Annotated in this window: 18 protein-coding genes; 12 read left to right on the forward strand and 6 right to left on the reverse strand. The window is 71.7% G+C overall.

What is annotated here, in order from left to right; translation table 11 throughout:
• The first annotated feature begins 38 nt into the window (after window positions 1-38).
• Window positions 39-1,334: a helix-hairpin-helix domain-containing protein gene (locus OG985_RS30680; protein ID WP_371671585.1), complete on the forward strand. Its 1,296-nt coding sequence runs from the start codon at window positions 39-41 to the stop codon at window positions 1,332-1,334.
• Window positions 1,335-1,996: 662 nt separating this feature from the next.
• On the opposite strand, the gene OG985_RS30685 is transcribed toward OG985_RS30680, so the two are convergent.
• The gene (locus OG985_RS30685) at window positions 1,997-2,248 is read right to left on the reverse strand and encodes a hypothetical protein (protein ID WP_371671586.1); all 252 of its coding nucleotides are present in this window, start codon (window positions 2,246-2,248) and stop codon (window positions 1,997-1,999) included.
• A 78-nt stretch (window positions 2,249-2,326) separates the two neighbouring features.
• Here OG985_RS30685 and OG985_RS30690 point away from each other — a divergent pair, with 78 nt between their 5' ends.
• From OG985_RS30690 to OG985_RS30710, 5 genes are all read left to right on the forward strand, one after another.
• Entirely contained in the window at window positions 2,327-4,573 is a 2,247-nt protein-coding gene (locus OG985_RS30690) for a ComEC/Rec2 family competence protein (protein WP_371671587.1), read from the forward strand.
• A 4-nt stretch (window positions 4,574-4,577) separates the two neighbouring features.
• Entirely contained in the window at window positions 4,578-5,423 is an 846-nt protein-coding gene (locus OG985_RS30695; RefSeq protein ID WP_371671588.1) for an arylamine N-acetyltransferase, read from the forward strand.
• A 38-nt stretch (window positions 5,424-5,461) separates the two neighbouring features.
• Window positions 5,462-5,689 (forward strand): hypothetical protein, encoded by a 228-nt coding sequence (locus tag OG985_RS30700; RefSeq protein ID WP_371674540.1) that lies wholly within the window; start codon window positions 5,462-5,464, stop codon window positions 5,687-5,689.
• A 135-nt stretch (window positions 5,690-5,824) separates the two neighbouring features.
• Window positions 5,825-6,814, forward strand: a complete 990-nt coding sequence (gene holA / locus OG985_RS30705) for a DNA polymerase III subunit delta (protein ID WP_371671589.1) — start codon at window positions 5,825-5,827, stop codon at window positions 6,812-6,814.
• A 153-nt stretch (window positions 6,815-6,967) separates the two neighbouring features.
• Entirely contained in the window at window positions 6,968-7,363 is a 396-nt protein-coding gene (locus tag OG985_RS30710) for a nuclear transport factor 2 family protein (RefSeq protein ID WP_371671590.1), read from the forward strand.
• Window positions 7,364-7,664: 301 nt separating this feature from the next.
• Here the strand turns inward: OG985_RS30710 and rpsT are convergent, their stop codons facing one another.
• Window positions 7,665-7,931: a 30S ribosomal protein S20 gene (rpsT, locus tag OG985_RS30715; protein ID WP_371671591.1), complete on the reverse strand. Its 267-nt coding sequence runs from the start codon at window positions 7,929-7,931 to the stop codon at window positions 7,665-7,667.
• 264 nt (window positions 7,932-8,195) lie between these two features.
• Here rpsT and lepA point away from each other — a divergent pair, with 264 nt between their 5' ends.
• Window positions 8,196-10,064 carry a translation elongation factor 4 gene (gene lepA / locus OG985_RS30720; RefSeq protein WP_371671592.1) on the forward strand — a complete coding sequence of 623 codons (1,869 nt, stop codon included), beginning with the start codon at window positions 8,196-8,198 and terminating at the stop codon, window positions 10,062-10,064.
• A 246-nt stretch (window positions 10,065-10,310) separates the two neighbouring features.
• Entirely contained in the window at window positions 10,311-12,185 is a 1,875-nt protein-coding gene (locus OG985_RS30725) for a long-chain fatty acid--CoA ligase (protein WP_371671593.1), read from the forward strand.
• Window positions 12,186-12,254: 69 nt separating this feature from the next.
• Here OG985_RS30725 and OG985_RS30730 read toward each other — a convergent pair whose 3' ends face one another.
• Together OG985_RS30730 and OG985_RS30735 are read right to left on the reverse strand one after the other, a co-directional pair.
• The gene (locus OG985_RS30730; RefSeq protein WP_371671594.1) at window positions 12,255-12,830 is read right to left on the reverse strand and encodes a two-component system response regulator; all 576 of its coding nucleotides are present in this window, start codon (window positions 12,828-12,830) and stop codon (window positions 12,255-12,257) included.
• A 12-nt stretch (window positions 12,831-12,842) separates the two neighbouring features.
• The gene (locus tag OG985_RS30735; RefSeq protein WP_371671595.1) at window positions 12,843-16,988 is read right to left on the reverse strand and encodes a HAMP domain-containing protein; all 4,146 of its coding nucleotides are present in this window, start codon (window positions 16,986-16,988) and stop codon (window positions 12,843-12,845) included.
• Between the two features lie 543 nt (window positions 16,989-17,531).
• Between OG985_RS30735 and OG985_RS30740 the strand changes: the two genes are divergently transcribed.
• Window positions 17,532-19,391 (forward strand): SpoIIE family protein phosphatase, encoded by a 1,860-nt coding sequence (locus tag OG985_RS30740; protein WP_371674542.1) that lies wholly within the window; start codon window positions 17,532-17,534, stop codon window positions 19,389-19,391.
• Between the two features lie 201 nt (window positions 19,392-19,592).
• Window positions 19,593-20,825, forward strand: coding sequence for a radical SAM family heme chaperone HemW (gene hemW / locus OG985_RS30745; protein ID WP_371671596.1), 1,233 nt, complete (start codon window positions 19,593-19,595; stop codon window positions 20,823-20,825).
• Window positions 20,826-21,047: 222 nt separating this feature from the next.
• Here the strand turns inward: hemW and OG985_RS30750 are convergent, their stop codons facing one another.
• Both OG985_RS30750 and OG985_RS30755 read right to left on the reverse strand, forming a co-directional pair.
• On the reverse strand, window positions 21,048-21,914 hold the full coding sequence (locus tag OG985_RS30750) for a DUF3097 domain-containing protein (protein WP_371671597.1): 867 nt from the start codon (window positions 21,912-21,914) through the stop codon (window positions 21,048-21,050).
• Between the two features lie 34 nt (window positions 21,915-21,948).
• Window positions 21,949-22,683, reverse strand: a complete 735-nt coding sequence (locus tag OG985_RS30755) for an MBL fold metallo-hydrolase (protein WP_371671598.1) — start codon at window positions 22,681-22,683, stop codon at window positions 21,949-21,951.
• Between the two features lie 268 nt (window positions 22,684-22,951).
• Here OG985_RS30755 and hrcA point away from each other — a divergent pair, with 268 nt between their 5' ends.
• Together hrcA and dnaJ are read left to right on the forward strand one after the other, a co-directional pair.
• Window positions 22,952-23,968: a heat-inducible transcriptional repressor HrcA gene (hrcA, locus tag OG985_RS30760; RefSeq protein ID WP_371671599.1), complete on the forward strand. Its 1,017-nt coding sequence runs from the start codon at window positions 22,952-22,954 to the stop codon at window positions 23,966-23,968.
• Window positions 23,969-25,105, forward strand: coding sequence for a molecular chaperone DnaJ (gene dnaJ / locus OG985_RS30765; protein WP_371671600.1), 1,137 nt, complete (start codon window positions 23,969-23,971; stop codon window positions 25,103-25,105).
• The last annotated feature ends 6 nt before the right edge of the window (window positions 25,106-25,111 follow it).

Consider the following 25,111-nt stretch of genomic DNA (forward strand, 5'->3'; position numbering starts at 1 on the left):
ATCATCGCGAGGGTGTCGAGGTGATCGATCCTCGTCGCATGGCACTTCGATCACGTTCACGCACAGCGACCGCGACCAGTGGCCCCGGACGGGGACCCGCCTCCGACGGCCGCACCCGTCACCATCGTCCCTCCGGCCGAAGCAGGACCCGTCAACGTCACGCGTCGGCGGACGAGCTCCGCCTACGCGCGGAGGCACTCTTCGCCGAACGTGCCGAGGGTGCCGGTCATGCCGAGGGTGCCAGTCACGCCGAGGGTGATGGTCGTGCCGAAGGGGCCGGTCATGCCGAGGGTCATGAACGCGTCGGGGGTCACGAACGCGTCGGGGAATGGCGGGAGTCGGGGAAGGGGCCGCCGGGCGGCACCGCGCTGAGGGCGGAGTCGCAGGCGCCGCGAGCGCTGCATGACTCGCGCGTTCCGGGCGGCCCGTATGGCCCGGACAACCCGCATGGGCCGTACAACCCGCATGGCCCGTACGGCCCGTACGGCGGCTCAGTCGTGGACGACCTGGAGGACTCGGACGCGGACGACGCGGACGACCCGGGCGCTGTGAGTGATGGCTCGGCGCTGGGCAAGGACGGCCTGGCGATCCGCGGAAGGGAGACGTGGTGGGCCGGGGTCGGGCCGGCTTTGCGGGAGCGGCTGCCTGTGTGGTTGCAGCTGAGGTGCGGCCTCGAGCGGCGCAGTGTGCTCGCGCTGACGGTGCTGCTGGTGGTGGCCGCGGCCTTCGCCGTCCAGCACTTCTGGGCGGGCCGGACCCAGTCCGTCCGGGCGCCCGAGGTGGTGCGAGCGGTGGCCCCCTACCCATCGGAGCAGCGGGGCGAAGAGGCGGAGTCGGCGATCTCGCCGGGTGCGCCGAAGGCCGGGGGCACGGTCGGGCCCGAGATCGTGGTGGACGTCAGTGGCAAGGTCCGCGATCCCGGGATCCACAGCCTGCCGAGCGGTTCGCGCGTCGCCGACGCGCTGCGCGCAGCCGGTGGGGTGCGTCCCGGCACCAACACCGACGGGCTCAACCGCGCACGTTTCCTTGTGGACGGAGAGCAGGTGGTCGTCGGGGGCCCCGCTCCCGCCCAGGTTCCTGTGGGGGTGGGCGGAACCGCCATCGGCGGCGCCCCTGGTGCGGCAGCGGGAGCGGCACCGGCGGCACCTGTCTCCCTCAACACCGCGACCGTGGAGCAACTGGACACCCTGCCGGGTGTGGGCCCCGTGCTGGCGCAGCACATCGTCGACTACCGCGCCCAGCACGGCGGTTTCCGCTCGGTGGGCGAGTTGCGTGAGGTCAACGGCATCGGCGACCGTCGCTTCGCCGACCTGCGCGATCTCGTACGGCCATGAGCCGCGCCCCCGACACCTCGCAACAGTCGGCCACCCGCGGAGGGCGAGCTGCCGCCCGCGGAGGGCGAGCTGCCGCCCGCGGGGGGCGAGTTGCCGCCCGCCGGGGGCGAGATGGCGCCCGTCCTCACCCGGCCGCTCATGCTCGCTCCGCCGTGCATGCCGCCGCCGGCACGCGGCTGGGAGCCGCCCACCCCCGGCAGGAAGGACCGACGGATCTACGGCTCGTACCGCCCGCGCTCGCCGCCTGGGCAACGGCCGCGCTGATGGTGGACGCCCCGCCGGAGTGGATCACCGCCGTCGCGGTCGTGTGCCTCGCCGCAGCCGGCGCACTGCTCACGGCGCGGCGGCGCGACACGGGTGGCGGGGGTAACGGCAACCCGGGCACTGGTGTCGCAGGCGACAACGCGGCCCGCCCGGAGCCGAGGCACACAGACGCACGCGCGCCTCGCCCTCCGACCGCCCCCACCCGCCCGTGGCCCGGACCCGGACCCGGACCCGGACACGGCGCGGGCTCCCTCACCCAACCCGGACCTGGCACGGGACCGCTCGCCCCCCTCGATCGTGCCCCAGAGCCGCTCACCGACTCGGGACGCGGCACGGGGCCGCTCGCCCGCCCGGAGCGTGGCTCAGGACCGCTTGCCCACCCCGAATCCGACGCGGGATCACTCGCCCGCTCCCGGCGGTGCCCAGGACCGCTTCCCCACCCCGGACGCGGCACGGGGTCGCTCGCCCGCCCCGAGCGCGCCCCAGGGCCGCTCGCCCACTCCGAGCCGGGCTCTGGGCCGCTCGCTCATCCCGAGCCGGGTTCTGGGCCGCTCGCTCATCCCGAGCCGGGCTCTGGGCCGCCCGCCCATCCCGAGCCCGGTCCTGGGCCGCTTGCCCACCCCGAATCCGACGCGGGATCGCTCGCCCACCCCGAGCGCGGTCCATCGTCACGTTTACCCCGCTTCCCTGCCGAGCTCGTCACATGGCCTCGTGTCTCTGTCGCCGCCGTGCTGCTCTGTGTGGCCGCGGCGGCCGCCTCCGCCGGTTTGCACGGTGCCGACCTTCGGCGCGGACCGGTGCCCGGGCTGGCACGGCAGTACTCCACCGTCACCGCGGAGGTCGAGATCACCTCCGATCCGCGGCTCACCCGGCCGCGCGTCGACCGGGATCACGTGGCCCCGACATCGGTGCTGATCAACGCCGACATCCGGCGCGTGGAGAACGCGGACGGGACGGGGACCGTGACGCGGGCACCCGTGCTGGTGCTCGTCGACGCGGGGCCGGTGGACAGAGGCCCGGTGGCCAGGGGTGCGGGGCGTTCGCCCTGGCTCGGGCTGCTTCCGTCCACGCGGCTGCGCGTGACCGCACGGCTCGCGCCCCCGGTGGTCGGCGGTGACCGGATCGTGGCCGTGCTGAGGGTGCGGGGCCGGGCGGCGCCGGAAATGGTGGGGCAGCCGTCGGCGCCGCAGCGGCTCGCGGGGCGGCTCCGCGCGGGGCTGCGGGAGGCGACCGGCGGGCTGCCGGCCGACGCCCGGGCGCTGCTGCCGGGGCTGGTGGTGGGGGACACCTCGCGGATCACTCCCGAGCTGGACGAGGCGTTCAAAGCGACGGATCTCGCGCACACGCTGGCCGTGTCCGGCAGCAACCTCACCATCCTGCTGGCCCTGCTCATCGGGCCGCCCGGCCTGGCGCAGCTCGTGGAGCGCCGCGGTCTGGCGCCGCGTCTCGGTCTGCCCCTCCGGACGACCGCGCTGCTCGGCGGGGCACTGACGCTCGCCTTCGTCGTCGTGTGCCGACCGGACCCGAGTGTGCTGCGGGCCGCCGCCTGCGGAGCCGTGGCCCTGCTCGCCCTCGCGACCGGACGCCGCAGGTCACTGATCCCGGCCCTGGCGACGGCCGTACTGCTGCTGGTGCTGTACGACCCGTGGCTGGGCCGCAGTTACGGGTTCCTGCTGTCCGTGCTGGCCACCGGGGCTCTGCTCACGCTCGCACCTCGCTGGAGCGCGGGGCTGCGGCGGCGTGGGGTTCCGCCGCGACTGGCCGAGGCGCTGGCCGCGGCGGCTGCCGCGCAGGCCCTGTGCGCGCCGGTGGTGGCCGTGCTGTCGGCCCGGGTGAGCCTGGTGGCGGTGCCGTGCAATCTGCTGGCGGAGTTCGCGGTCGCGCCGGCCACCGTGCTGGGCTTCGCGGCGCTGGCGACGGCGCCGGTGACGATGCCGACGGCCAAAGTGCTTGCCTGGTGCGCGGGTTGGCCCGCCGGGTGGATCGCCGACATCGCACGTACCGGGGCCGCGCTGCCCGGCGGGGGAGTGGATTGGCCGGGCAGTTGGACGGGGGCGCTGCTGCTCGCGCTGGTCACGGCGGTGGTCGTGCTCGCCGGCCGGCGGCTGCTGGAGCACCCGTGGCTGTGCGGGGCCTGCGGGGTGCTGCTCGCGCTCGCGATCGTGCAGCCGCCACCGTTGACCAGGGTGATCACGGGCTGGCCACCACCGGGCTGGCGGTTCGCGGTGTGCGACGTGGGGCAGGGGGACGCGACCGTCCTCGCGGCGGGAGAGGGGGCCGGAGTCGTGGTGGACGCCGGACCCGACCCGGAGCTGGTGGACCGCTGTCTGCGCGGGTTGGGCATCACCAGGATTCCGTTGATCGTGCTGACGCATTTTCACGCCGATCACGTGGCGGGGCTGCGAGGTGTGCTGCGCGGACGATCCGTGGGCGCGATCGAGACGACCGGCTTCGAGGAGCCCGCGGAACAGGTGGCGTTCGTGCGCAGGGCGGCTGCGTCCCGGGGGATTCCCGTGACGCGTGCCGTGGCCGGAGAGCAACGCCGCACCGGCTCCCTGTCCTGGGAGGTGCTGTGGCCGCCGTCGCGGCCGGCGGCGGATCCGGACGGCCCCAACGATGCCAGTGTCGCGCTGCTCGCACGGTCGGCGGGGATACGGTTTCTCCTGCTCGGGGACCTCGAACCACCCGCACAGCAGGCCTTGTTGCGATCACCCGCGGGCGCGCGGCTGGCCGGTGTGGATGTGCTCAAGGTGGCCCACCACGGCTCGGCGTACCAGGACCCGGATCTCATACGCCGGGTGGCTCCGCGGCTGGCGCTGATCTCCTGCGGGGCCGGCAACCCGTACGGGCATCCGGCTCCCCGTACGGTCGCGGCGTTGCGGGCAGGGGGCTCGGCGGTGCTGCGGACGGACCGGGACGGGGCCTTGGCGGTCACCGGTGAGGGCGGCGGTGAGCTGCGGGTGGCGCGAGACTGAGGTCATGGATTCCACACAGGTCGATGCCCTTCTCCGCCGCCTGGGAGCCGAGCGCCCGGCGCGGCCCACCGCCGACGCCCTGCGTGAGCTGCAGCTGCGCCATCTGCGGACGGTGCCCTTCGAGAACCTGTCCATCCATCTCGGCGAGGAGATCGTGCTGACGGAGGATCGGTTGCTGGACAAGGTGGTGGGCGCGCGGCGGGGCGGGTTCTGCTACGAACTCAACGGCCTGTTCGGGGCGTTGCTGACCGCACTCGGTTTCGAGGTCGCGCTGCTCGCGGCGCGGGTGTACGCGGACGAGGGGCGGCTGGGCATCCCGTACGACCATCTCGCGCTGCGGGTGCGGACGGTGGACGCAGGCGAGTGGCTGGCCGACGTCGGATTCGGCGCGCACAGCCACTACCCGCTGGCGTTGGGGGAGAAGGGGGAGCAGGTGGATCCCGGTGGCGTGTTCCGGATCGGCGAGGCGGAGCCGGACGCGGCCGGGGCGCGGGGCGGGGCCGGAACGCCGGGGACGGCGGACCTGGACGTGGCCTTGGACGGGAAGGCGGTGTACCGCCTGGAAACGAGGCCCCGGGTGCTGGGTGACTTCGTCGCCGGGGCCTGGTGGCACAGCACGTCACCACAGTCGCACTTCACACGCTCGCTCGTGTGCTCGCGGGTCACGGAGGACGGAGGGAGGATCACGCTCAGCGGCCGCAAGCTGACGGTGACGGCCGCCGACGGGACGCGCGAGGTGCGAGAACAGGCCACCGACGAGGAGGTGCTCGCGGTGTACCGGGACCGGTTCGGCATCGCACTCGACCGCGTTCCGGCGGTGCGGACCGCCGGCGCCACGGCCGACGGCTGACCTGCCGGACAATGGCTTCCGTGACTGATGTGAGACATGTGCTGGTGCTGCCCGACCGGGATGCCGCGGAGGAGGCGGCTGAGGCGATCGGGGAGCGGTTCCGGCTCAACGAGGAGCCGCAGCTCGTCCGGGACGCGCTGGCCGGCGAGGACGACGCCGAGGACGCGCAGTGGCTTCTCCTCCTGCGGGACGAGGAGGAGCGGTTGGACCCGCGAGAGCTGGAGGAGTTCGTGGGGCGGTGGGACGGCTGGCGCGAGGAGCCGTAGCCCCGCCGGCCGTTGTCGCGGGGCCGGCGGCAGGGTCGTTGGCGGAGACGGTGTCAGGGACGCCGGCAGGGCCGGGCGGTCCGGGCGTGCGGTTGCCGGGGAGTGTTGTCAGTGGCGCGTGCGATGCTTGTCGCGATGGCCAGGAACGCTGCGAATGACGACCCTCTCGCCCCGGTGACGCTTGCCGTGGGCCAGGAGGACCTCCTGCTCGACCGTGCCGTGCGGGAGGTGGTGGTCGCCGCCAGGGCCGCCGATGCCGACACGGACGTACGCGATCTGAATCCGGAGCAGTTGCAGCCGGGCACGCTCGCCGAGCTGACCAGTCCCTCGCTCTTCGCGGAGCGCAAGGTCGTCGTCGTACGCAACGCGCAGGATCTTTCGGCCGACACGATCAAGGACGTGAAGGCGTATCTCGGGGCGCCCGCCGAGGAGATCACGCTCGTGCTGCTGCACGCGGGCGCGGCCAAGGGCAAGGGGCTGCTGGACGCCGCGCGCAAGGCGGGGGCGCGGGAGGTGGCGTGCCCGAAGATGACGAAGCCGGCGGACCGGCTGGCCTTCACGCGGGGCGAGTTCCGGGCGCTCGGGCGCTCCGCCACACCCGAGGCGTGTCAGGCGCTGGTGGACTCGATCGGAAGCGATCTGCGGGAGTTGGCCTCGGCGGTCTCCCAGCTGGTCGCGGATGTCGAGGGGACGATCGACGAAGCGGTCGTGGGGCGGTACTACACCGGGCGTGCCGAGGCGTCCAGCTTCACGGTCGCGGACCGGGCCGTCGAAGGGCGGGCGGCGGAGGCGCTGGAGGCGCTGCGGTGGTCGCTGGCGACCGGGGTGGCGCCGGTGTTGATCACCAGTGCGCTGGCCCAGGGGGTGCGGGCGATCGGCAAGCTGTCGTCGGCCCGTGGTGGCCGGCCGGCCGACCTCGCGCGTGAGCTCGGGATGCCGCCGTGGAAGATCGACCGGGTGCGTCAGCAGATGCGGGGATGGACGCCGGACGGCGTCGCCGTCGCGCTGCTGGCGGTGGCCGAGGCGGACGCGGGCGTCAAGGGCGGCGGGGACGACCCCGAGTACGCCCTGGAGAAGGCCGTCGTCGCGATCGCGCGGGCGGCACGGTCGCGCGGGCGGGCGTAGTACGTACCGGGGGCCGTATCGCGCGGGCCTGCTGTCCGGACCGCAACAGGTGCCGGTGCCGTGCCTGTGCCGCTCTCGCCTTTGCCTCCTTCGGGGAGGACAATCGTGACTGTCAGCCCGAATCGCCCAGGTAATGGAGAGGTGGCGGTGGGTATGGCTGAGCACCCGCACGCAGCGCTCGTTCGAAAGGGTTACGAGGCCTTCTCGCGTGGGGACATGGACACCCTGCGCGGGCTGATGACGGCGGACGCCACACATCATGTGCCCGGCAGCCACCCCTTGTCGGGTGACTTCAAGGGGCAGGACGCGATGATCGACATGTACGGCCGGCTCTTCTCGGAGACGGGAGGCACCCTGCGTGTCGACGTCCGGCAGGTGCTCGTGGACGGTCGGGGCCACGCGGTGGCGGTGCACCGTTTCTCCGCCGAGCGCCAGGGGAAGCGCATGGACGAGACGGGATGCATCGTCTTCCGGATCGTCGGAGACAAGATCAGCGACCTCGACGAGTGCGTCGCGGACATCGACGCGACCAACGAATTCTGGTCGTGACGTCAGCAAGCCCTGACGTCAGCAAGCCGTGAGGTTGGCCCTACGTCGGCAAGCCCTGACGTCGGCAAGCCTGACGTGATCAAGCACTCACGTCAGCAAGCCGTCTGGTCGTCCGGGAGGCCGTATGCCGAAGGCCCCGGCGCTCGCCCTGGGGAAGGGCGGGTGCCGGGGCCTCGGTTCAAGAGGATGGATCCGCGCCCGCGTGGCGAACGCAGGCCGCGCGCGGATACCGGGGTGCCGGACGGGAGCGGATGAGAGGGCCCGCTCGATTCCCTCCGGCGATCAGATCAAGAGATGAGTGTCAGCCCTTGAGGGACGCGGCCTTCGCAGCCAGCGCCGACTTCTTGTTGGCAGCCTGGTTCTTGTGGATGACGCCCTTGGAGACGGCCTTGTCGAGCTGACGCGCGGCAGCGCGCTGGTACTCGGTGGCCTTCTCGACGTCACCCGCGGCAGCGGCCTCGCGGGCCTTGCGGATCGCGGTCTTCAGGGAGGACTTGACGGCCTTGTTGCGCAGCCGAGCCTTCTCGTTGGTCTTGATCCGCTTGATCTGGGACTTGATGTTCGCCACGAATGAGCCTCTACAGGTTCTGGCACGGGGCCGCACGGGTCCCGTACCGGTGATTTCTTGGGTTGTGCCTCGTGCTGAGAGGGCATGAGACACAGCCACCCAGGCTACCAGTGGCTCATGGGGCAACCCAAACCGGCCGGGGGTCGCCGCCCGGCACCGGCTTGGATCGGGGCAAATCCGTCCCCGCCCTCCGCCCGTGGGACCATGGAGACTACGTATCGATCCGACCCGAGGCACAAGGCGCCTCAAGAGACAGGACCCTGCGTGCCCGCGACCCCTAACAATGTGCCCGAGCCGAGCCGTACCGCCCCGGCTCTGATTCGCAATTTCTGCATCATCGCGCACATCGACCACGGCAAGTCCACGCTCGCCGACCGCATGCTCCAGCTGACCGGGGTGGTCGATCAGCGGCAGATGCGCGCTCAGTACCTCGACCGCATGGACATCGAACGCGAGCGCGGCATCACGATCAAGTCCCAGGCGGTCCGACTGCCCTGGGCCCCGACCGGGGACCCGGGCAAGACCCACATCCTCAACATGATCGACACCCCCGGGCACGTGGACTTCACGTACGAGGTGTCCCGGTCGCTGGCCGCCTGTGAGGGGACCGTCCTCCTCGTCGACGCCGCCCAGGGCATCGAGGCCCAGACCCTTGCCAACCTCTACCTGGCGATGGAGAACGACCTCAAGATCATCCCCGTACTGAACAAGATCGACCTGCCGGCCGCCCAGCCGGAGAAGTTCGCCGAGGAGCTCGCCAACCTGATCGGCTGCGACCCCGCGGACGTGCTCAGGGTCTCCGCCAAGACCGGGCTCGGCGTCGAGGCGCTGCTCGACAAGGTGGTGGCGGAGGTTCCCGCCCCGGTCGGCGTCCAGGACGCCCCGGCCCGCGCGATGATCTTCGACTCGGTCTACGACTCCTACCGGGGCGTGGTCACGTACGTACGAGTCATCGACGGGCAGCTCAACAAGCGCGAGCGCATCCGGATGATGTCCACCAACGCCACGCACGAGCTGCTGGAGATCGGGACCAACTCGCCGGAGATGCTCTCCGCCGACGGCCTCGGTGTCGGCGAGGTGGGCTACATCATCACCGGCGTGAAGGACGTCCGTCAGTCCAAGGTCGGTGACACCATCACCACCCTGCACAAGGGCGCGACCGAGGCCCTCGGCGGGTACAAGGACCCCAAGCCGATGGTGTTCTCGGGCCTGTATCCCCTCGACGGGTCGGACTACCCCGAGCTGCGGGACGCCCTCGACAAGCTCCAGCTCAACGATGCCGCGCTGGTCTACGAGCCGGAGACCTCCGCCGCCCTCGGCTTCGGTTTCCGCGTGGGCTTCCTCGGCCTGCTGCACCTCGACGTGATCCGTGAGCGCCTGGAGCGCGAGTTCGGACTCGACCTCATCGCCACCGCGCCCAACGTGGTCTACCGCGTGGTCATGGAGGACGGCGCCGAGCACACGGTCACCAACCCGAGCGAGTTCCCCGAGGGCAAGATCGACGACGTGTACGAGCCCGTCGTACGCGCCACGATCCTCGCGCCCTCCGAGTTCATCGGGTCGATCATGGAGCTGTGCCAGACCCGGCGCGGAACCCTGCTCGGCATGGACTACCTGTCCGAGGACCGGGTCGAGATCCGCTACACGCTTCCGCTCGCGGAGATCGTCTTCGACTTCTTCGACCAGCTGAAGTCCAAGACGCGCGGCTACGCCTCGCTCGACTACGAGCCCACCGGCGAGCAGGCCTCCAGCCTGGTCAAGGTCGACATCCTGCTGCACGGCGACAAGGTGGACGCCTTCTCGGCGGTCACGCACAAGGACGCGGCGTACGCGTACGGCGTGCGGCTGGTCGCCAAGCTGCGGGAGCTCATCCCGCGGCAGGCCTTCGAGGTGCCGATCCAGGCCGCCATCGGCTCCCGGGTCATCGCCCGCGAGACCATCCGCGCCATCCGCAAGGACGTCCTCGCCAAGTGCTACGGCGGTGACATCTCCCGTAAGCGGAAGCTGCTGGAGAAGCAGAAGGAGGGCAAGAAGCGGATGAAGATGGTGGGTTCCGTGGAGGTTCCGCAGGAGGCCTTCATCGCGGTGCTGAGCAGTGATGACAGTGCGGGATCGGGCAAGGGCAAGAAGTAATCGTGGGTAACTGCGGGTAACCGTGTCCTGCCCGGCGAAATCCGGCGCAACGGGGGCCCGTCGTGCGAAAGTGCGACGGGCCCCTACGCGTGCGTAGCGTCGCTCTCTGTAGGAAGTGACAGGCCGCGGCCTCTTACGCACCGGCCGGTCGGGCTTTAACCTGATCCCCTGCTCGATAGTTACTCGCGAGTTAAACAACAGCCGCAATTGAGCCAGCCGCACCGTCGCGGGGCCCCGGAGGATGTCGTGAGCGACACACAGACCCTGATCGAGAACCGCCCGCCGACCGTGGCGGCCCTCTTCCTGGAGCGCGTGGCGGCCACACCGGACGCGGAGGCATACCGCTATCCCGTGCCTCCGGCCTCCGGTGAGGGGCCAGACGACTGGAAGTCGTTGACCTGGGGCCAGGCCGCCGAGCGGGTCTACGCCATCGCCGCCGGCCTGATCGAACTGGGGGTGGGGTCGGAGCAGCGGGTCGCGCTCGCCTCCTCCACCCGGGTCGAGTGGATCCTCGCCGACCTGGGCATCCTGTGCGCCGGGGCGGCCACCACCACGGTCTATCCGCAGACCAACGCCGACGAGTCCGCCTTCATCCTCGCCGACTCGGACAGCCGGGTGCTGATCGCCGAGGACGCGGCCCAGGTCGCCAAGGCGCGCGAGAAGCGCGGTGAGCTGCCCGACCTCACCCATGTCGTCGTCATCGACCCGGCCGGCGTCGAGACCGACGACTGGGTGCTCACGCTCGCCGAGCTGGAGCAGCGCGGTGCCGCGTACCTGGAGAAGAACCCGGACCTGATCAAGGAGCGGGTCGGCGCGATCACCAAGGACCAGCTCGCGACGCTCATCTACACCTCCGGCACCACCGGCCGCCCCAAGGGCGTCCGCCTGCCCCACGACAACTGGTCGTACATGGCGAAGGCCACCGCCGCGACCGGGCTGATCAGCGCCGACGACGTGCAGTACCTGTGGCTGCCGCTCGCGCACGTCTTCGGCAAGGTGCTCACCTCCGGCCAGATCGAGGTGGGACACGTCACCGCCGTCGACGGCCGGGTCGACAAGATCATCGAGAACCTGCCGGTCGTCGAGCCGACGTACATGGCGGCCGTGCCGCGCATCTTCGAGAAGGTCTACAACGGGGTCGCGGCCAAGGCCCGGGCCGGCGGCGGCGCCAAGTACAAGATCTTCCAGTGGGCCGCGGACGTCGCCCGCGAGTACGCGAAGGTCACCCAGGACAACTTCCGGCGCACCGGTACGGCCTCGGCGCCGTTCGGCCTGAGCGCCCGGCACAAGGTCGCCGACGCCCTGGTCTTCTCCAAGATCCGCGAGGCCTTCGGCGGCAACCTGCGCGCCTGCGTCTCCGGCTCCGCCGCCCTCGCGCCCGACATCGGCTACTTCTTCGCCGGCGCCGGCATCCACATCCTCGAGGGCTACGGCCTCACCGAGTCCTCCGCGGCCTCCTTCGTGAACCCGGGCGAGGCCTACCGCACCGGCACGGTCGGCAAGCCGCTGCCCGGCACCGAGGTGCGGATCGCGGACGACGGCGAGATCCTGCTGCGCGGCCCCGGCATCATGGAGGGCTACCACGGGCTGCCCGAGAAGACCGCCGAGGTCCTGGAGTCCGACGGCTGGTTCCACACGGGTGACATCGGCGAGCTGTCGCCCGACGGCTACCTGCGGATCACCGACCGCAAGAAGGACCTCATCAAGACGTCCGGCGGCAAGTACATCGCGCCCGCCGAGGTCGAGGGGCAGTTCAAGGCGGTGTGCCCGTACGTCTCGAACATCCTCGTGCACGGCGCCGACCGGAACTTCTGCACCGCGCTCATCGCGCTCGACGAGCCGTCGATCCTCGACTGGGCGAAGGACAACGGGCTGGCGGACAGGTCGTACGCCGACGTCGTCGCCGCGCCCGCGACGGTCGCCCTCGTCGAGGGATACGTCAAGGAACTCAACGAGGGCCTGCAGCGCTGGCAGACGATCAAGAAGTTCCGGCTGCTGCCCCGGGACCTCGACGTCGAGCACGGCGAGATCACGCCGAGCCTGAAGCTGAAGCGGCCGGTGGTCGAGCGGGAGTACAAGTACCTGATCGAGGAGATGTACGCGGGCTCGCGCGAGGCGTAGAAGGCGGCGGGGGACCGCCGGTGACCGTCCGTCCGTCGTGGCCCGTCGCGCGGTTCCCCGCGCCGCGGGTCAGGACGGGCGTCCCCGGCTCACCAGGTGGCGCAGTTCCCTGATCTGCGCGCGCATCGCCGTCAGGTCCGGAGGATCGCTGCCGGCCAGCCGGTCCTCCAGCTCCGCCAGCAGGATGCCTATCTCGCCGTTCTCCCCGTGCTGCCGGGACAGCAGGCGTTCGAGTTGGCGGCTCTTGCGGTGCAGTTCGAGGAAGACGCTGACCTTGGCCCTGAGCACCCAGGGGTCGAAGGGCTTGGTCAGATAGTCGGCGGCGCCGGTCGCGTAGCCGCGGAAGGCGTAGCCGGAGTCGTCCTCGGCACCGGTCAGGAAGATGATCGGGACGTCCTTGGTCTGGTCGAGCCGTTTGATGTTGGCGGCGGTCTCGAAGCCGTCCATGCCCGGCATGCGGACGTCGAGCAGCACCAGGGCGAACCGCCGGCGCAGCAGCGCCTTCATCGCCTCCTCGCCCGAACGTGCGCGGACGAGCGGCTCGTTGAGGGACCCCAGGACGGCCTCCAGCGCGATCAGGTTGTCCTCCATGTCGTCGACCAGGAGGATGCTGGCGCGCTCGTCGGTCGTTTCCTCAGCGCTCATGGTGACTGTGCCTCATTCAGTCGTCGGCGGAACCGCGGCTTCCGCCGCCGGATCCGGTTCCGGGGCCCCGGTGGTGTCGTCGTCGGGGCCCTCGGGGTCCAGCAGGGAGCAGACGACGGTCAGCAGCTGGTCGACGTCCACCGGCTTGGGTACGTAGTCGTTGGCGCCGCGCGCGATCGACTTCTCGCGGTCTCCGGGCATCGCCTTCGCCGTCAGCGCGACGATGGGCAGACCCGTCCAGCGCGGGGCGCGGCGGATGGCGGCGATGGTCTCGTAGCCGTCCATCTCCGGCATCATGATGTCCATCAGGACGAGTTCGACGTCCGGGTTGCGCTCCAGGGTCTCGATGCCCTCACGGCCGTTCTCGGCGTAGAGGACCGGCATGCCGACGCGGCCCAGGACGTGGGTGAGCGCGAAGACGTTGCGGATGTCGTCGTCCACGATCAGCACCCGCCGGCCGGGCAGTACCCGGCCCGCGCGCCCCGCTTTCCACGCCTCCAGCTTGGTGGGCGCCGGCCAGGAGTCGTACGTGTCGTGGGTGGCCGGGAAGGACCCGGCGGACAGCTCGTCCGGCACCGGCAGGGGGCGTTCCTCGGGGGCCGGGCCGGTCGCCGAGTGGCCGGGGCTCACGATCGGGACGTACAGGGTGAAGGTGGAGCCCTTGCCCGGATCGCTCTCGGCGACGATACGGCCGCCGAGGAGCCCCGCGATCTCCCGGCTGATGGACAGGCCGAGACCGGTACCGCCGTACTTGCGGTTCGTCGTGCCGTCGGCCTGCTGGAACGCTTCGAAGATCACCGGGAGTTTCTCCCGCGCGATACCGATGCCGGTGTCGGAGACGGCGAAGGCGACCACCTCGCCGCTGTCGCGCACGTACGGGTTCTCGGGGTCCTTGACCCGGTTGACCCGCAGTTCGACCCGGCCGGTCGCGGTGAACTTGATCGCGTTGGACAGGAGGTTGCGCAGGATCTGCTGGAGGCGCTGCTCGTCCGAGTACATCTCGCGCGGTACGTCCTCGCCGACCGCCACCTCGAAGGCGAGCCCCCGGTCGAGGGTGAGCGGGCGGAAGGTGGCGTGGACGTAGTCGAGCAGCTTGATGAGCGGCAGCCGCTTGGGGCGTACGTCCATCCGGCCCGCCTCGATCTTGGACAGGTCGAGGATGTCGTTGATCAGCTGGAGCAGGTCCGAGCCGGAGCGGTGGATCGTGGTCGCGAACTGCACCTCCTGGTCCGAGAGGCGGCCGTCGGGGTTGTCCGAGAGCAGCCTCGCCAGGATCAGCAGCGAGTTCAGCGGGGTGCGCAGTTCGTGGGACATGTTGGCCAGGAACTCCGACTTGTACTGCGAGGAGGTCGCCAACAAGGCCGCCTTCTCCTCCAGCTCGGCGTTCGACCGCTGCAACTCCGCCTGCTGCTTCTGGAGTTCGTCGGAACGCTCCTGGAGCTGCATGGCCAGCCGCTGGGACTCGCCGAGCAGGGACTCCGTGCGGGAGTTGGCGATGATCGTGTTGATCGCGACCCCGATGGTGTTCACGAACTGGTCGAAGAAGGCGAGGTGGACGTCCGAGAAGCGGGAGAAGGACGCCAGCTCGATCACGCCGAGAAGTTTGTCCTCGAACAGGATCGGGATGATGACGACGCTGCTCGGGGCGGCCTCGCCGAGCCCACTGTTGATCTTGATGTAGCCCGGCGGGGCCTCCTCCACCAGGATCCGCTTCTTCTCCCGGGCGGCCTGCCGGACCAGCCCGTGCACCGGCATGCCCCCGGTGTCGACGGTCGCGCTCTGCGCCGAGCCGTACCCGGCGATGAACGCCAGCCCCTTCGCGGGGACGGCCGTGCGCAGCGAGGAGCCGTCCTCGTCGGGGTCTGCCAGGAAGAAGGCGCCGTACTGCGCGTTCACCAGCGGGGTCAGCTCACGCAGGATCAGGTCGGCGACCTCCATCAGGTCGCGGTGGCCCTGCATCAGGGCCGCGAGCCGGGCGAGGTTGGACTCCAGCCAGTCCTTCGCGCGGGTCGTCTCGCGGAGGTTGGCCACCATCAGGTTGATGTTGTCCTTCAGCTCCGTGACCTCGCCCTGCGTCTCCACGGTGATCGAGCGGGACATGTCGCCCTGGGCCACGGCGGAGGCGACCTCGGCGATCGCGCGGACCTGCGTGGTCAGGTTCAGGGCGAGCTCGTTGACGTTGGTCGTCAGGCGCTTCCAGGTGCCGTAGACGCCCTCGACCCTCGCCTGGCCGCCCAGCTGACCCTCGCTGCCCACCTCGCGGGCCACACGCGTGACCTCGGACGAGAAGGAGGACAGCGTGTCGACCATCGTGTTGATGGTGGTCTTCAGCTCCAGGATCTCGCCGCGCGCGTCCACGTCGATCTTCTTCGACAGGTCGCCCTGCGCCACGGCGGTCGCCACCTGGGCGATGTTGCGGACCTGCGACGTCAGGTTGTCCGCCATGTAGTTGACGTTGTCCGTCAGGTCCCGCCAGACGCCCGAGACGCCGAGCACCTGGGCCCGGCCGCCGAGCCGACCGTCGGTGCCGACCTCGCGGGCCACGCGCGTCACCTCGTCGGCGAAGGCGCGCAGCTGCTCCACCATCGTGTTGACGGTGTCCTTCAGCTCGAGGATCTCGCCGCGGGCGTCGACCGTGATCTTCTTGGACAGGTCGCCGTTGGCCACCGCGGTCGTCACCTGGGCGATGTTGCGCACCTGCGACGTCAGGTTCAGCGCCATGAAGTTGACGTTGTCCGTCAGGTCCTTCCAGACCCCGCTGACGCCTCTGACCTGTGCCTGACCGCCGAGGTTGCCCTCGGTGCCGACCTCGCGGGCGACCCGGGTGACCTCGTCGGCGAAGGCGGAGAGCTGGTCGACCATCGTGTTGATCGTGGACTTCAGCTCCAGGATCTCGCCCTTCGCCTCCACCGTGATCTTCTTGCCGAGGTCGCCCTGGGCGACGGCGGTGGAGACCAGCGCGATGTTGCGGACCTGCGAGGTCAGGTTGTCCGCCATGAAGTTGACGTTGTCGGTGAGGTCCTTCCAGACCCCGGAGACCCCCCGGACCTGGGCGCGGCCGCCGAGGTTGCCCTCGGTGCCGACCTCGCGGGCCACGCGGGTGACCTCGTCGGCGAAGGCGGAGAGCTGGTCGACCATCGTGTTGATGGTGGACTTCAGCTCCAGGATCTCGCCCTGTGCGTCGACCGTGATCTTCTGGCTGAGGTCGCCGTTGGCCACCGCGGTCGTCACCTGGGCGATGTTGCGGACCTGGGAGGTCAGGTTCGAGGCCATGAAGTTGACGTTGTCGGTGAGGTCCTTCCAGACCCCGGACACGCCCCGCACCTGCGCCCGGCCGCCCAACTGGCCCTCGGTGCCGACCTCGCGGGCGACCCGGGTGACCTCGTCGGCGAAGGCGGAGAGCTGCTCGACCATCGTGTTCACGGTCAGCTTCAGTTCGAGCAGTTCACCGGTCGCCTCCACGGTCACCGTCCGGGTCAGGTCGCCGCGGGCCACCGCCGTGGTCACCAGCGCGATGTCCCGCACCTGGGCCGTCAGCCGGGACGCCATGGTGTTGACCGCCTCGGTCACCGCCCGCCAACTCCCCGACAGACCCTGCACCTTGGCCCGCCCGCCGAGCCGCCCCTCGGTGCCGACCTCGCGCGCGACCCGGGTCACCTCGCCGGTGAACAGCGACAACTGGTCGACCATCTTGTTCACGGCCCGCCCGAGGTGGCGCAGGTCGCCGCGTAACTGCCGGCTCCCGTCGTGCAGGTCGACCCGCTGGGTCAGGTCACCGCCGGCCACCGCGTCGAGCACGCGCGTGGCGTTCGCCGCCGGGGCCACCAGGGCGTCGAGCAGTTGGTTCACGTCGTTGACCCGGGAGGTCCAGCCGCCCTGGCCGGGGCTCGCCGAAAGCCGTTCGTCGAGCCGGCCGTAGCGCACCAGCTCCCGCTTCACCCGCTGCGACTCGGAGTTGAAGTGCACGCTCCGGTCCATGATCTGGTTGAAGACGGCGGTGAGTTCGGCGACCATCCCGTGGCCGGATTCCGGCACTTTCGTGAAGTCACCGTCTCGGGCGGCGGTCATCGCGGCGAGCAGAGGACGCAGATCGGATGCTCGAATATGAACGTCGTTCTGTCCGTCTTCGAGCACATGCGTAGCACTGTTCTCACTCATGGCGGCCCACTTCGGTAACTCGGCGCTTATGGGCGGGGCCAGTCTGTCACTCTGTCGCCATCGACTGAGGTGTATTCGTCCGAACCGTTCGGGGAGCTGTCCATGGGGGCCATTCCGGCGCAACGGGAGACCGCCGCCCGTGCCTCTGATGTGCCTGGGAGCGAGAGCGCGGCTCACACCGGCGCGCCCGCGCAAGCCTCCGACGCGCCCGCGCACGACACGGATGCGCCCGCGCACGAAGGTGAGGGTGCGGTGTCCGGGAAGGACGGTGCCGCGTCCGCGCACGAGGGTGCGGTGTCCGGGATTGACGGCGCCGCGTCCGCGTACGAAGGTGCGGCGTCTGCCCACGAGGGCGCCGCGTCCGCGTACGCGGGTGCCGCGTCCCGGTACGACGGTGCCGCGCCCGGACGGAACCGTCCGCACGACGAAGCCTCCGCGGGACGCGAAGCACCAGGGTCACGGGAGGTACCGGCGTCACGGGAAGTACCCGCCTCACGCGAAGCGTCCGCGCAACCCCCCGTCCGCGCCGAGGCGCAGGCCGCGCTGTCCGGTAGTCCGGATGCGCCGGGCGTCGCCCGTGCGCTCGTGCGGGCCGCGCTCACCGAGTGGGCCGAGCGGGGCCTGCCCGGTACACAGCACCTCACCGGCCGTCTCGCCGACGACGCCGTGGTGGCCGTCAGTGAACTCGTCACCAACGCCGTCGTGCACGCGGGTACCGACGTCGAGCTCGGCTGGCGGCTGGAGGCGGACACCGGTGCCCTCGTCGTCGAGGTCGCCGACCACCACCCCTCCCGCGCTCCGCGCGGCGCCGACCCCGAACCGCCGTACGAGACACCGGAGTACGGGCGCGGCCTGCGGCTCGTGGCCGCGCTCGCCGAGTCTTGGGGCATCACCTACCGCACGGGCGCCAAGACGGTGTGGGCGCGGCTGCCCGCCGAGGGACGGACGGCAGGCGACGCGAAGGTGGCGTACGTCGGCGAACGGGCGCTACGGCGTGGCCTGCACGTCGCCGGCATCCTCGCGCCGGAACCGCTGCGCGCCGAGCAGGACCGGGAATGGCTCGACCGCGGCGCCCTGTCGTTCCTCGCCGAGGCCTCCGACCTGCTCGCCGGACAGCTCGACGAGAACCTGGTCGCCGCCCTCGCCGGACAGCTGATCGTGCCGCGGCTGGCCGACTGGTGCGCGGTGTGGATGGAGGACGAGGTCATGGGGCGCTGGGGGTCGCCCGGCTCGGGCGAGGCCGAGGGCTCGGGAGGCTGGGGAGAGAGCGGCGGGTTCGCCCCCGGGCCGCGGCTGGCCCGCGTCTGGCACGGCAGCGAGAACCGGATCGAGGAGCTGCGCCGGGCCCTGGAGAAGGACCCGCCGGGCCCGCCCGACGGCTTACGCTCCGGCCCCGTCCCCTTCCCGTGGCCCGGTGAGGCGCTCGGCCCGCACGGAACCCACGGCTCCGCGCTCGCCTACCGGCTCATCGCCGGGGGCCGCCCGCTGGGCACCCTGGTCATCGGTCGGGCGGGCCTGCTGCGCTTCCCCGACGAGATCACCGGCCTCGTCGAGGACCTCGGTCGCCGGGTGGCGCTCGCCATCGGCGCGGCCCGCCAGTACGCCCGGCAGGCCACCATCAGTGCCGTGCTCCAGCGAGGGCTGCTGCCCGGGGCCGTGGCGGAGATACCCGGGATGCGCAGCGCCCTGGTCTACGAGCCGTGCGACAAGGGCGGACCGAGCGGCGACTTCTACGACCTCTTCCCGGGGGGCGACGGCCGTTGGTGCTTCGCCCTGGGCGACGTCCAGGGCAAGGGTCCCGAGGCCGCGGTCGTCATCGGCCTCGCCAGGCCCTGGCTGCGGCTGCTGGCCCGCGAGGGCTACCGCGTCGCGGACGTCCTCGACCGCCTCAACCAGCTGCTCCTCGACGACGCGACCGAGGCGGCGGACGCGGCGGCCCGCGCGCTGGTGGCCGCCGGCGGCGGCCCGGTCCATCCCGGCGACGGGCCCCAGAACCGTTTCCTCTCGCTCCTCTACGGCGAGCTGGTCCCCTTCGAGGGCGGGGTGCGCTGCACCCTCGCCTCCGCCGGGCATCCGCTGCCGCTGCTCCTCGGCGCGGCCGGCGAGGTCTCCGCGGCCGCGCGGCCGCAGACCCTCCTCGGAGTGGTCGAGGACGAGACGTACACCAGCGAGACGTTCGTGCTGCGCCCCGGCGACAGCCTGCTGTGCGTGACCGACGGCGTCACGGAGCGCCGCTCGGGCTCGCGCCAGTTCGACGACGGGGACGGCCTCGCGGCGGCGCTCACGGGCTGCGCCGGGCTGAGCGCCCAGCTGATCGCGGAGCGCATCAAGCACCTGGTGCACGACTTCGGCGCGCGGCCACCGGAGGACGACCTCGCGCTCCTGGTACTCCAGGCCGAGTGACGACGGCGCCGCATGCTGCCGCTGCCGCTGCCGCTGCCGCTGCCGCTGCCGCTGCCGCTGCCGCTGCCCGCGCGGACGGCTGCGTCTCGGCTCCGGCATCGGAGCCCGCCGTACCGGCCGTACCAAGGCGACCGCCCCGTCCGGCGGCCCTCCGGTGTCGGTCGGGACGGGAACGCCGGCGGGTGCTGGACAATGGAGGGCATGCCTTCCGCACTCCCCGACGGTGAGCCCGTCCCCGACGACGGCGCGCTGCCCGCGACCGCGCTCGCCGGGTCCGCCGACCGCCCCCTCGGGTTCTATCTGCACGTCCCCTACTGCGCGACCCGCTGCGGCTACTGCGACTTCAACACCTACACGGCGACGGAGCTGCGCGGCACGGGCGGGGTCCTCGCCTCCCGCGACAACTACGCGGACACCGTGATCGACGAGATCCGCCTGGCCCGCAAGATCCTCGGTGACGACCCGCGCCCGGTCCGTACGGTCTTCGTCGGCGGCGGTACGCCCACCCTGCTGGCCGCCGGCGACCTCGTACGGATGCTGCGGTCGATCCGCGAGGAGTTCGGGCTGGCCGAGGACGCGGAGGTGACGACGGAGGCGAACCCGGAGTCGGTCGACCCGTCGTATCTCGCGGCCCTGCGGAACGGCGGCTTCAACCGGATCTCCTTCGGCATGCAGAGCGCGAAGCAGCACGTGCTGGACATCCTGGACCGCACGCACACGCCGGGGCGCCCCGAGGCGTGCGTGGCGGAGGCCCGTGCGGCGGGCTTCGAGCACGTGAACCTCGACCTGATCTACGGCACCCCCGGCGAGTCCGACGACGACTGGCGGGCCTCGCTGGAGGCGGCGCTCGGCGCCGGGCCCGACCACGTCTCGGCGTACGCCCTGATCGTCGAGGAGGGCACCGGGCTCGCCCGCCGTATCCGCCGGGGCGAGGTCCCCATGACGGACGACGACGTCCACGCCGACCGCTACCTGATCGCCGAGGAACTGCTGTCGGCGGCCGGCTACGACTGGTACGAGGTGTCGAACTGGGCGACCTCGGACGCGGGCCGCTGCCTGCACAACGAGCTCTACTGGCGCGGCGCCGACTGGTGGGGCGCGGGTCCCGGCGCCCACAGCCACGTGGGCGGGGTGCGCTGGTGGAACGTGAAGCATCCGGGGGCGTACGCGGCCGCGCTGGCGTCGGGGCGCTCACCCGGCGCCGGGCGCGAGGTCCTCTCCGCGGAGGACCGGCGCGTGGAGCGGATCCTGCTGGAGCTGCGGCTGCGGGAGGGCGTTCCGCTGTCGCTCCTGCACGAGCGGGGGCTCGCCGCGGCGGGCCGGGCGCTGTCCGACGGACTGCTGCAGCGGCGGCCGTACGACGAGGGTGCCGCGGTCCTCACCCTGCGCGGGCGGCTGCTGGCGGACGCGGTGGTCAGGGACCTGGTGGACTGATACCGGGTCCGATCGACGCCTGGCGGACCGACGTCTGGTGGACTGATACCGGGTCCGCTCGACACCTGGCGGACCGACGTCTGGCGGACCGACACCCGGTGGAGTGACCTGAGCGGGGCTGTCGCGGGGCGGTCGGTCGCCCCGCCGCTCCGAACCCGGGGGCCGCCGCCCCGGACTCACGCTTCGGCCCTGGACGGGCCTCGTCCTCGAGCGCCGGACGGGCTAGGAATGCGGCGCGGTCACGAAGTCGATCAGTTCCTCGACCCGGCCCAGCAGTTCCGGCTCCAGGTCCCGGTACGAGTGGACCCGGGACAGGATGTGCTGCCAGGCCGCACCCGTGTTCTCGGGCCAGCCCAGTGCCCGGCACACGCCCGTCTTCCAGTCCTGACCACGCGGGACACGGGGCCACGCCGTGATGCCCAGCGCCGACGGCTTCACCGCCTCCCAGACGTCGATGTACGGGTGGCCGACGACCAGCGCGTGGTCGCTGGTCACCGACGCGGCGATACGTGACTCCTTGCTGCCCGGCACCAGGTGGTCCACCAGGACGCCCAGGCGGGCGTCCGGGCCCGGCGCGAAGTCGGCCACGACGGCGGGCAGGTCGTCGACGCCCTCCAGGTACTCGACCACCACGCCCTCGATGCGCAGGTCGTCGCCCCACACCCGCTCGACCAGTTCGGCGTCGTGCCGGCCCTCGACGTAGATGCGCCCGGCGCGGGCCACGCGCGCGCGTGCGCCGGGGACGGCGACCGAACCGGAGGCGGTGCGGGAGGGCCGTACCGGAGCCTGTCCGGTGGGGCGTACGAGCGTCACCACGCGGCCCTCCAGGAGGAAGCCGCGCGGCTCCATCGGGAACACCCGGTGCTTTCCGAAACGGTCCTCCAGGGTGACCGTGCCGGCCTCGCAGCGGACCACCGCGCCGCAGAAGCCGGTCCCCGGCTCCTCCACCACGAGACCCGGTTCCGCCGGCACCTCGGGCGCGGGCTTGGGCTTCTTCCACGGCGGGGTCAGGTCCGGAGAGTACAGACGGCGCCGCGGGCCCGAAGGACCCTCGTCGGAGGGGTGGTGGCGGGAGACGGGTGGGAGCATTCGGATGACGATAGGAGAAGGCGTCCCGAAGCCGCTACGACGGCCCCCGCGACACGCCGAAACGGGCCGCCAGGGCGTCCCGCTGCGCCCGCACGAACGACGCGTCCACGGCGGCGCCGTGGCCGGGCACGTACAGCGCGTCCTCGCCGCCGAGGCCCAGCAGCCGGTCGAGGGCGTCGGGCCAGCGCGACGGTACGGCGTCGGGTCCCGCCTGCGGCTCTCCGGACTCCTCGACCAGGTCGCCGCAGAAGACGACCTCCGGGTCGCCTGGCACCAGCACCACCAGGTCGTGGGCCGTGTGACCGGGGCCCACGTTCGCCAGCAGGACCTGCCGGCCGCCCAGGTCGAGGGTCCACTCGCCGCTGACGTGGTGCCGGGGCGGGGCGAGGGCGTCCACCGCCGCGCCCGCCGCCCGCTCGTCCAGCCCGTTGCGCACCGCGTCCGCGCGCAGCTCCGCCCGGCCCGCGTGGGCGAGCACCGTGTCGACGCCCACCGCGCCGAACACCTCCGCGTCCGCGAACGCGGCCGCCCCGAAGACGTGGTCGAAGTGGGGATGGGTGAGCGCGAGATGGGTCACATCTCCGCCGGCCAGCTCCGCCGCCCGGGCCCGCAGCCGGCCGCCCTCCTCGAGGCTGGACCCGGCGTCCACCATCAGGGCCGCGCCCGCCCCGACGACCAGTCCCGCCGTGCAGTCCCATCCCGGCAGCCTGCACCGCCCGACCCCGGACGCCAGCCGCTCCCACCCCAGCTCTTCCCAAGTCACCGTCATACCGCGACGCTAGGCCCTGTCTCCGCGTTCCCGCCCGCCCGGGGCGGGACAACGGGTGGGTGACGCCATGACGGGCCCTGTCGTCGTCTTCCCGCCGGGCGGCCGGCGCGGACCTGTCGGGCGCCGCGCGGACCCGCTCGGCACCGAGCCGTGCGACCGGCCTTGCCCGGGGTGCACCCCCCGGCCGTACACTGGGCCGGGAGTGCTGGCACTCGAACGGACAGAGTGCCAGGAATGGTCCGGGGGACGACATCTGGAGGTGAGCGCGGTGCTGAGTGAACGCAGGCTCAAGGTGTTGCGCGCCATCGTCCAGGACTACGTGGGCACCGAGGAGCCGGTCGGCTCGAAGGCGCTCACCGAGCGACACAGTCTCGGCGTGTCCCCGGCCACCGTCCGCAACGACATGGCCGCCCTCGAGGACGAGGGGTACATCGCCCAGCCGCACACCAGCGCCGGGCGCATCCCCACCGACAAGGGCTACCGGCTGTTCGTCGACAAGCTCGCGGGGGTCAAGCCCATGACCGCGCCCGAGCGGCGCGCCATCCAGAACTTCCTCGACGGCGCGGTCGACCTCGACGACGTCGTGGCGCGCACCGTGCGGCTGCTCGCCCAGCTCACCCGGCAGGTCGCCGTCGTGCAGTACCCGTCGCTGACCCGCTCGACCGTGCGGCACGTCGAACTGCTCGCGCTCGCCCCCGCCCGGCTGATGCTCGTGCTGATCACGGACACGGGCCGGGTCGAGCAGCGGATGGTGGACGCCCCGGCGCCCTTCGGGGAGGCCTCGCTCGCGGATCTGCGGGCGCGGCTCAACAGCCGGGTGGCGGGCCGCCGCTTCAGTGACGTCCCGCGGCTCGTGGAGGACCTCCCGGAGGGCTTCGACGCCGAGGACCGCGGTACGGTCACGACGGTGCTCTCCACCCTCCTGGAGACGCTCGTCGAGGAGAACGAGGAGCGGCTGATCATCGGCGGGACCGCCAATCTGACCCGCTTCGGACATGACTTCCCCCTCACCATCCGGCCCGTCCTGGAGGCGCTGGAGGAGCAGGTCGTGCTTCTCAAGTTGCTTGGCGAGGCGGGGGATTCGGGCATGACCGTACGCATCGGTCACGAGAACGCCTATGAGGGACTCAACTCCACTTCTGTGGTGTCGGTCGGTTACGGTTCGGGCGGCGAGGCAGTAGCCAAGCTCGGCGTGGTCGGACCGACCCGCATGGATTACCCGGGAACGATGGGAGCGGTACGCGCAGTGGCACGGTACGTCGGACAGATCCTGGCGGAGTCGTAGGTGGCCACGGACTACTACGCCGTTCTCGGCGTGCGCCGTGACGCGTCGCAGGAAGAGATCAAGAAGGCCTTCCGGCGGCTCGCTCGCGAGCTGCACCCGGACGTCAACCCGGACCCGAAGACCCAGGAGCGGTTCAAGGAGATCAACGCCGCCTACGAGGTGTTGTCGGATCCGCAGAAGAAGCAGGTCTACGACCTCGGCGGCGACCCCCTCTCGCAGGCGGGCGGCGCCGGCGCGGGCGGCTTCGGGGCCGGGGGCTTCGGGAACTTCTCGGACATCATGGACGCGTTCTTCGGTACGGCGTCCCAGCGGGGCCCGCGCTCGCGCACGCGGCGCGGCCAGGACGCGATGATCCGGCTGGAGATCGAGCTCGACGAGGCGGCCTTCGGCACCACGAAGGACATCCAGGTCGACACGGCGATCGTCTGCACCACCTGCAACGGTGAGGGCGCGGCGCCGGGCACCTCCGCCCAGACGTGTGACATGTGCCGCGGACGCGGTGAGGTGTCGCAGGTCACGCGGTCCTTCCTCGGCCAGGTCATGACCTCGCGGCCGTGCCCGCAGTGCCAGGGTTTCGGCACCGTGGTCCCCACTCCGTGTCCGGAGTGCGCGGGCGACGGGCGGGTGCGCTCGCGTCGGACGCTGACGGTGAAGATCCCCGCCGGTGTCGACAACGGCACCCGCATCCAGCTCGCGGGCGAGGGCGAGGTCGGCCCCGGCGGCGGTCCCGCCGGCGACCTCTACGTCGAGATCCACGAGCTGCCGCACTCGACCTTCCAGCGGCGCGGCGACGACCTGCACTGCACGGTCACCATCCCGATGACGGCGGCCTCCCTCGGCACCAAGGTGCCGCTGGAGACCCTCGACGGGATGGAGGAGGTCGACATCCGTCCGGGCACCCAGTCCGGCCAGTCGATCCCGCTGCACGGGCGTGGCATCACGCACCTGCGCGGCGGCGGACGCGGCGACCTGATCGTCCACGTCGAGGTCATGACCCCGAGCAAGCTGGACCCGGAGCAGGAGCGGCTGCTGCGGGAGCTCGCCAAGCTGCGCGGCGAGGAGCGGCCGACCGGGCAGTTCCAGCCGGGTCAGCAGGGGCTGTTCTCGCGGCTCAAGGACGCCTTCAACGGTCGTTGACCAAGG

The sequence above is a fragment of the Streptomyces sp. NBC_00289 genome (assembly GCF_041435115.1).
Classification (GTDB): Bacteria; Actinomycetota; Actinomycetes; order Streptomycetales; family Streptomycetaceae; genus Streptomyces.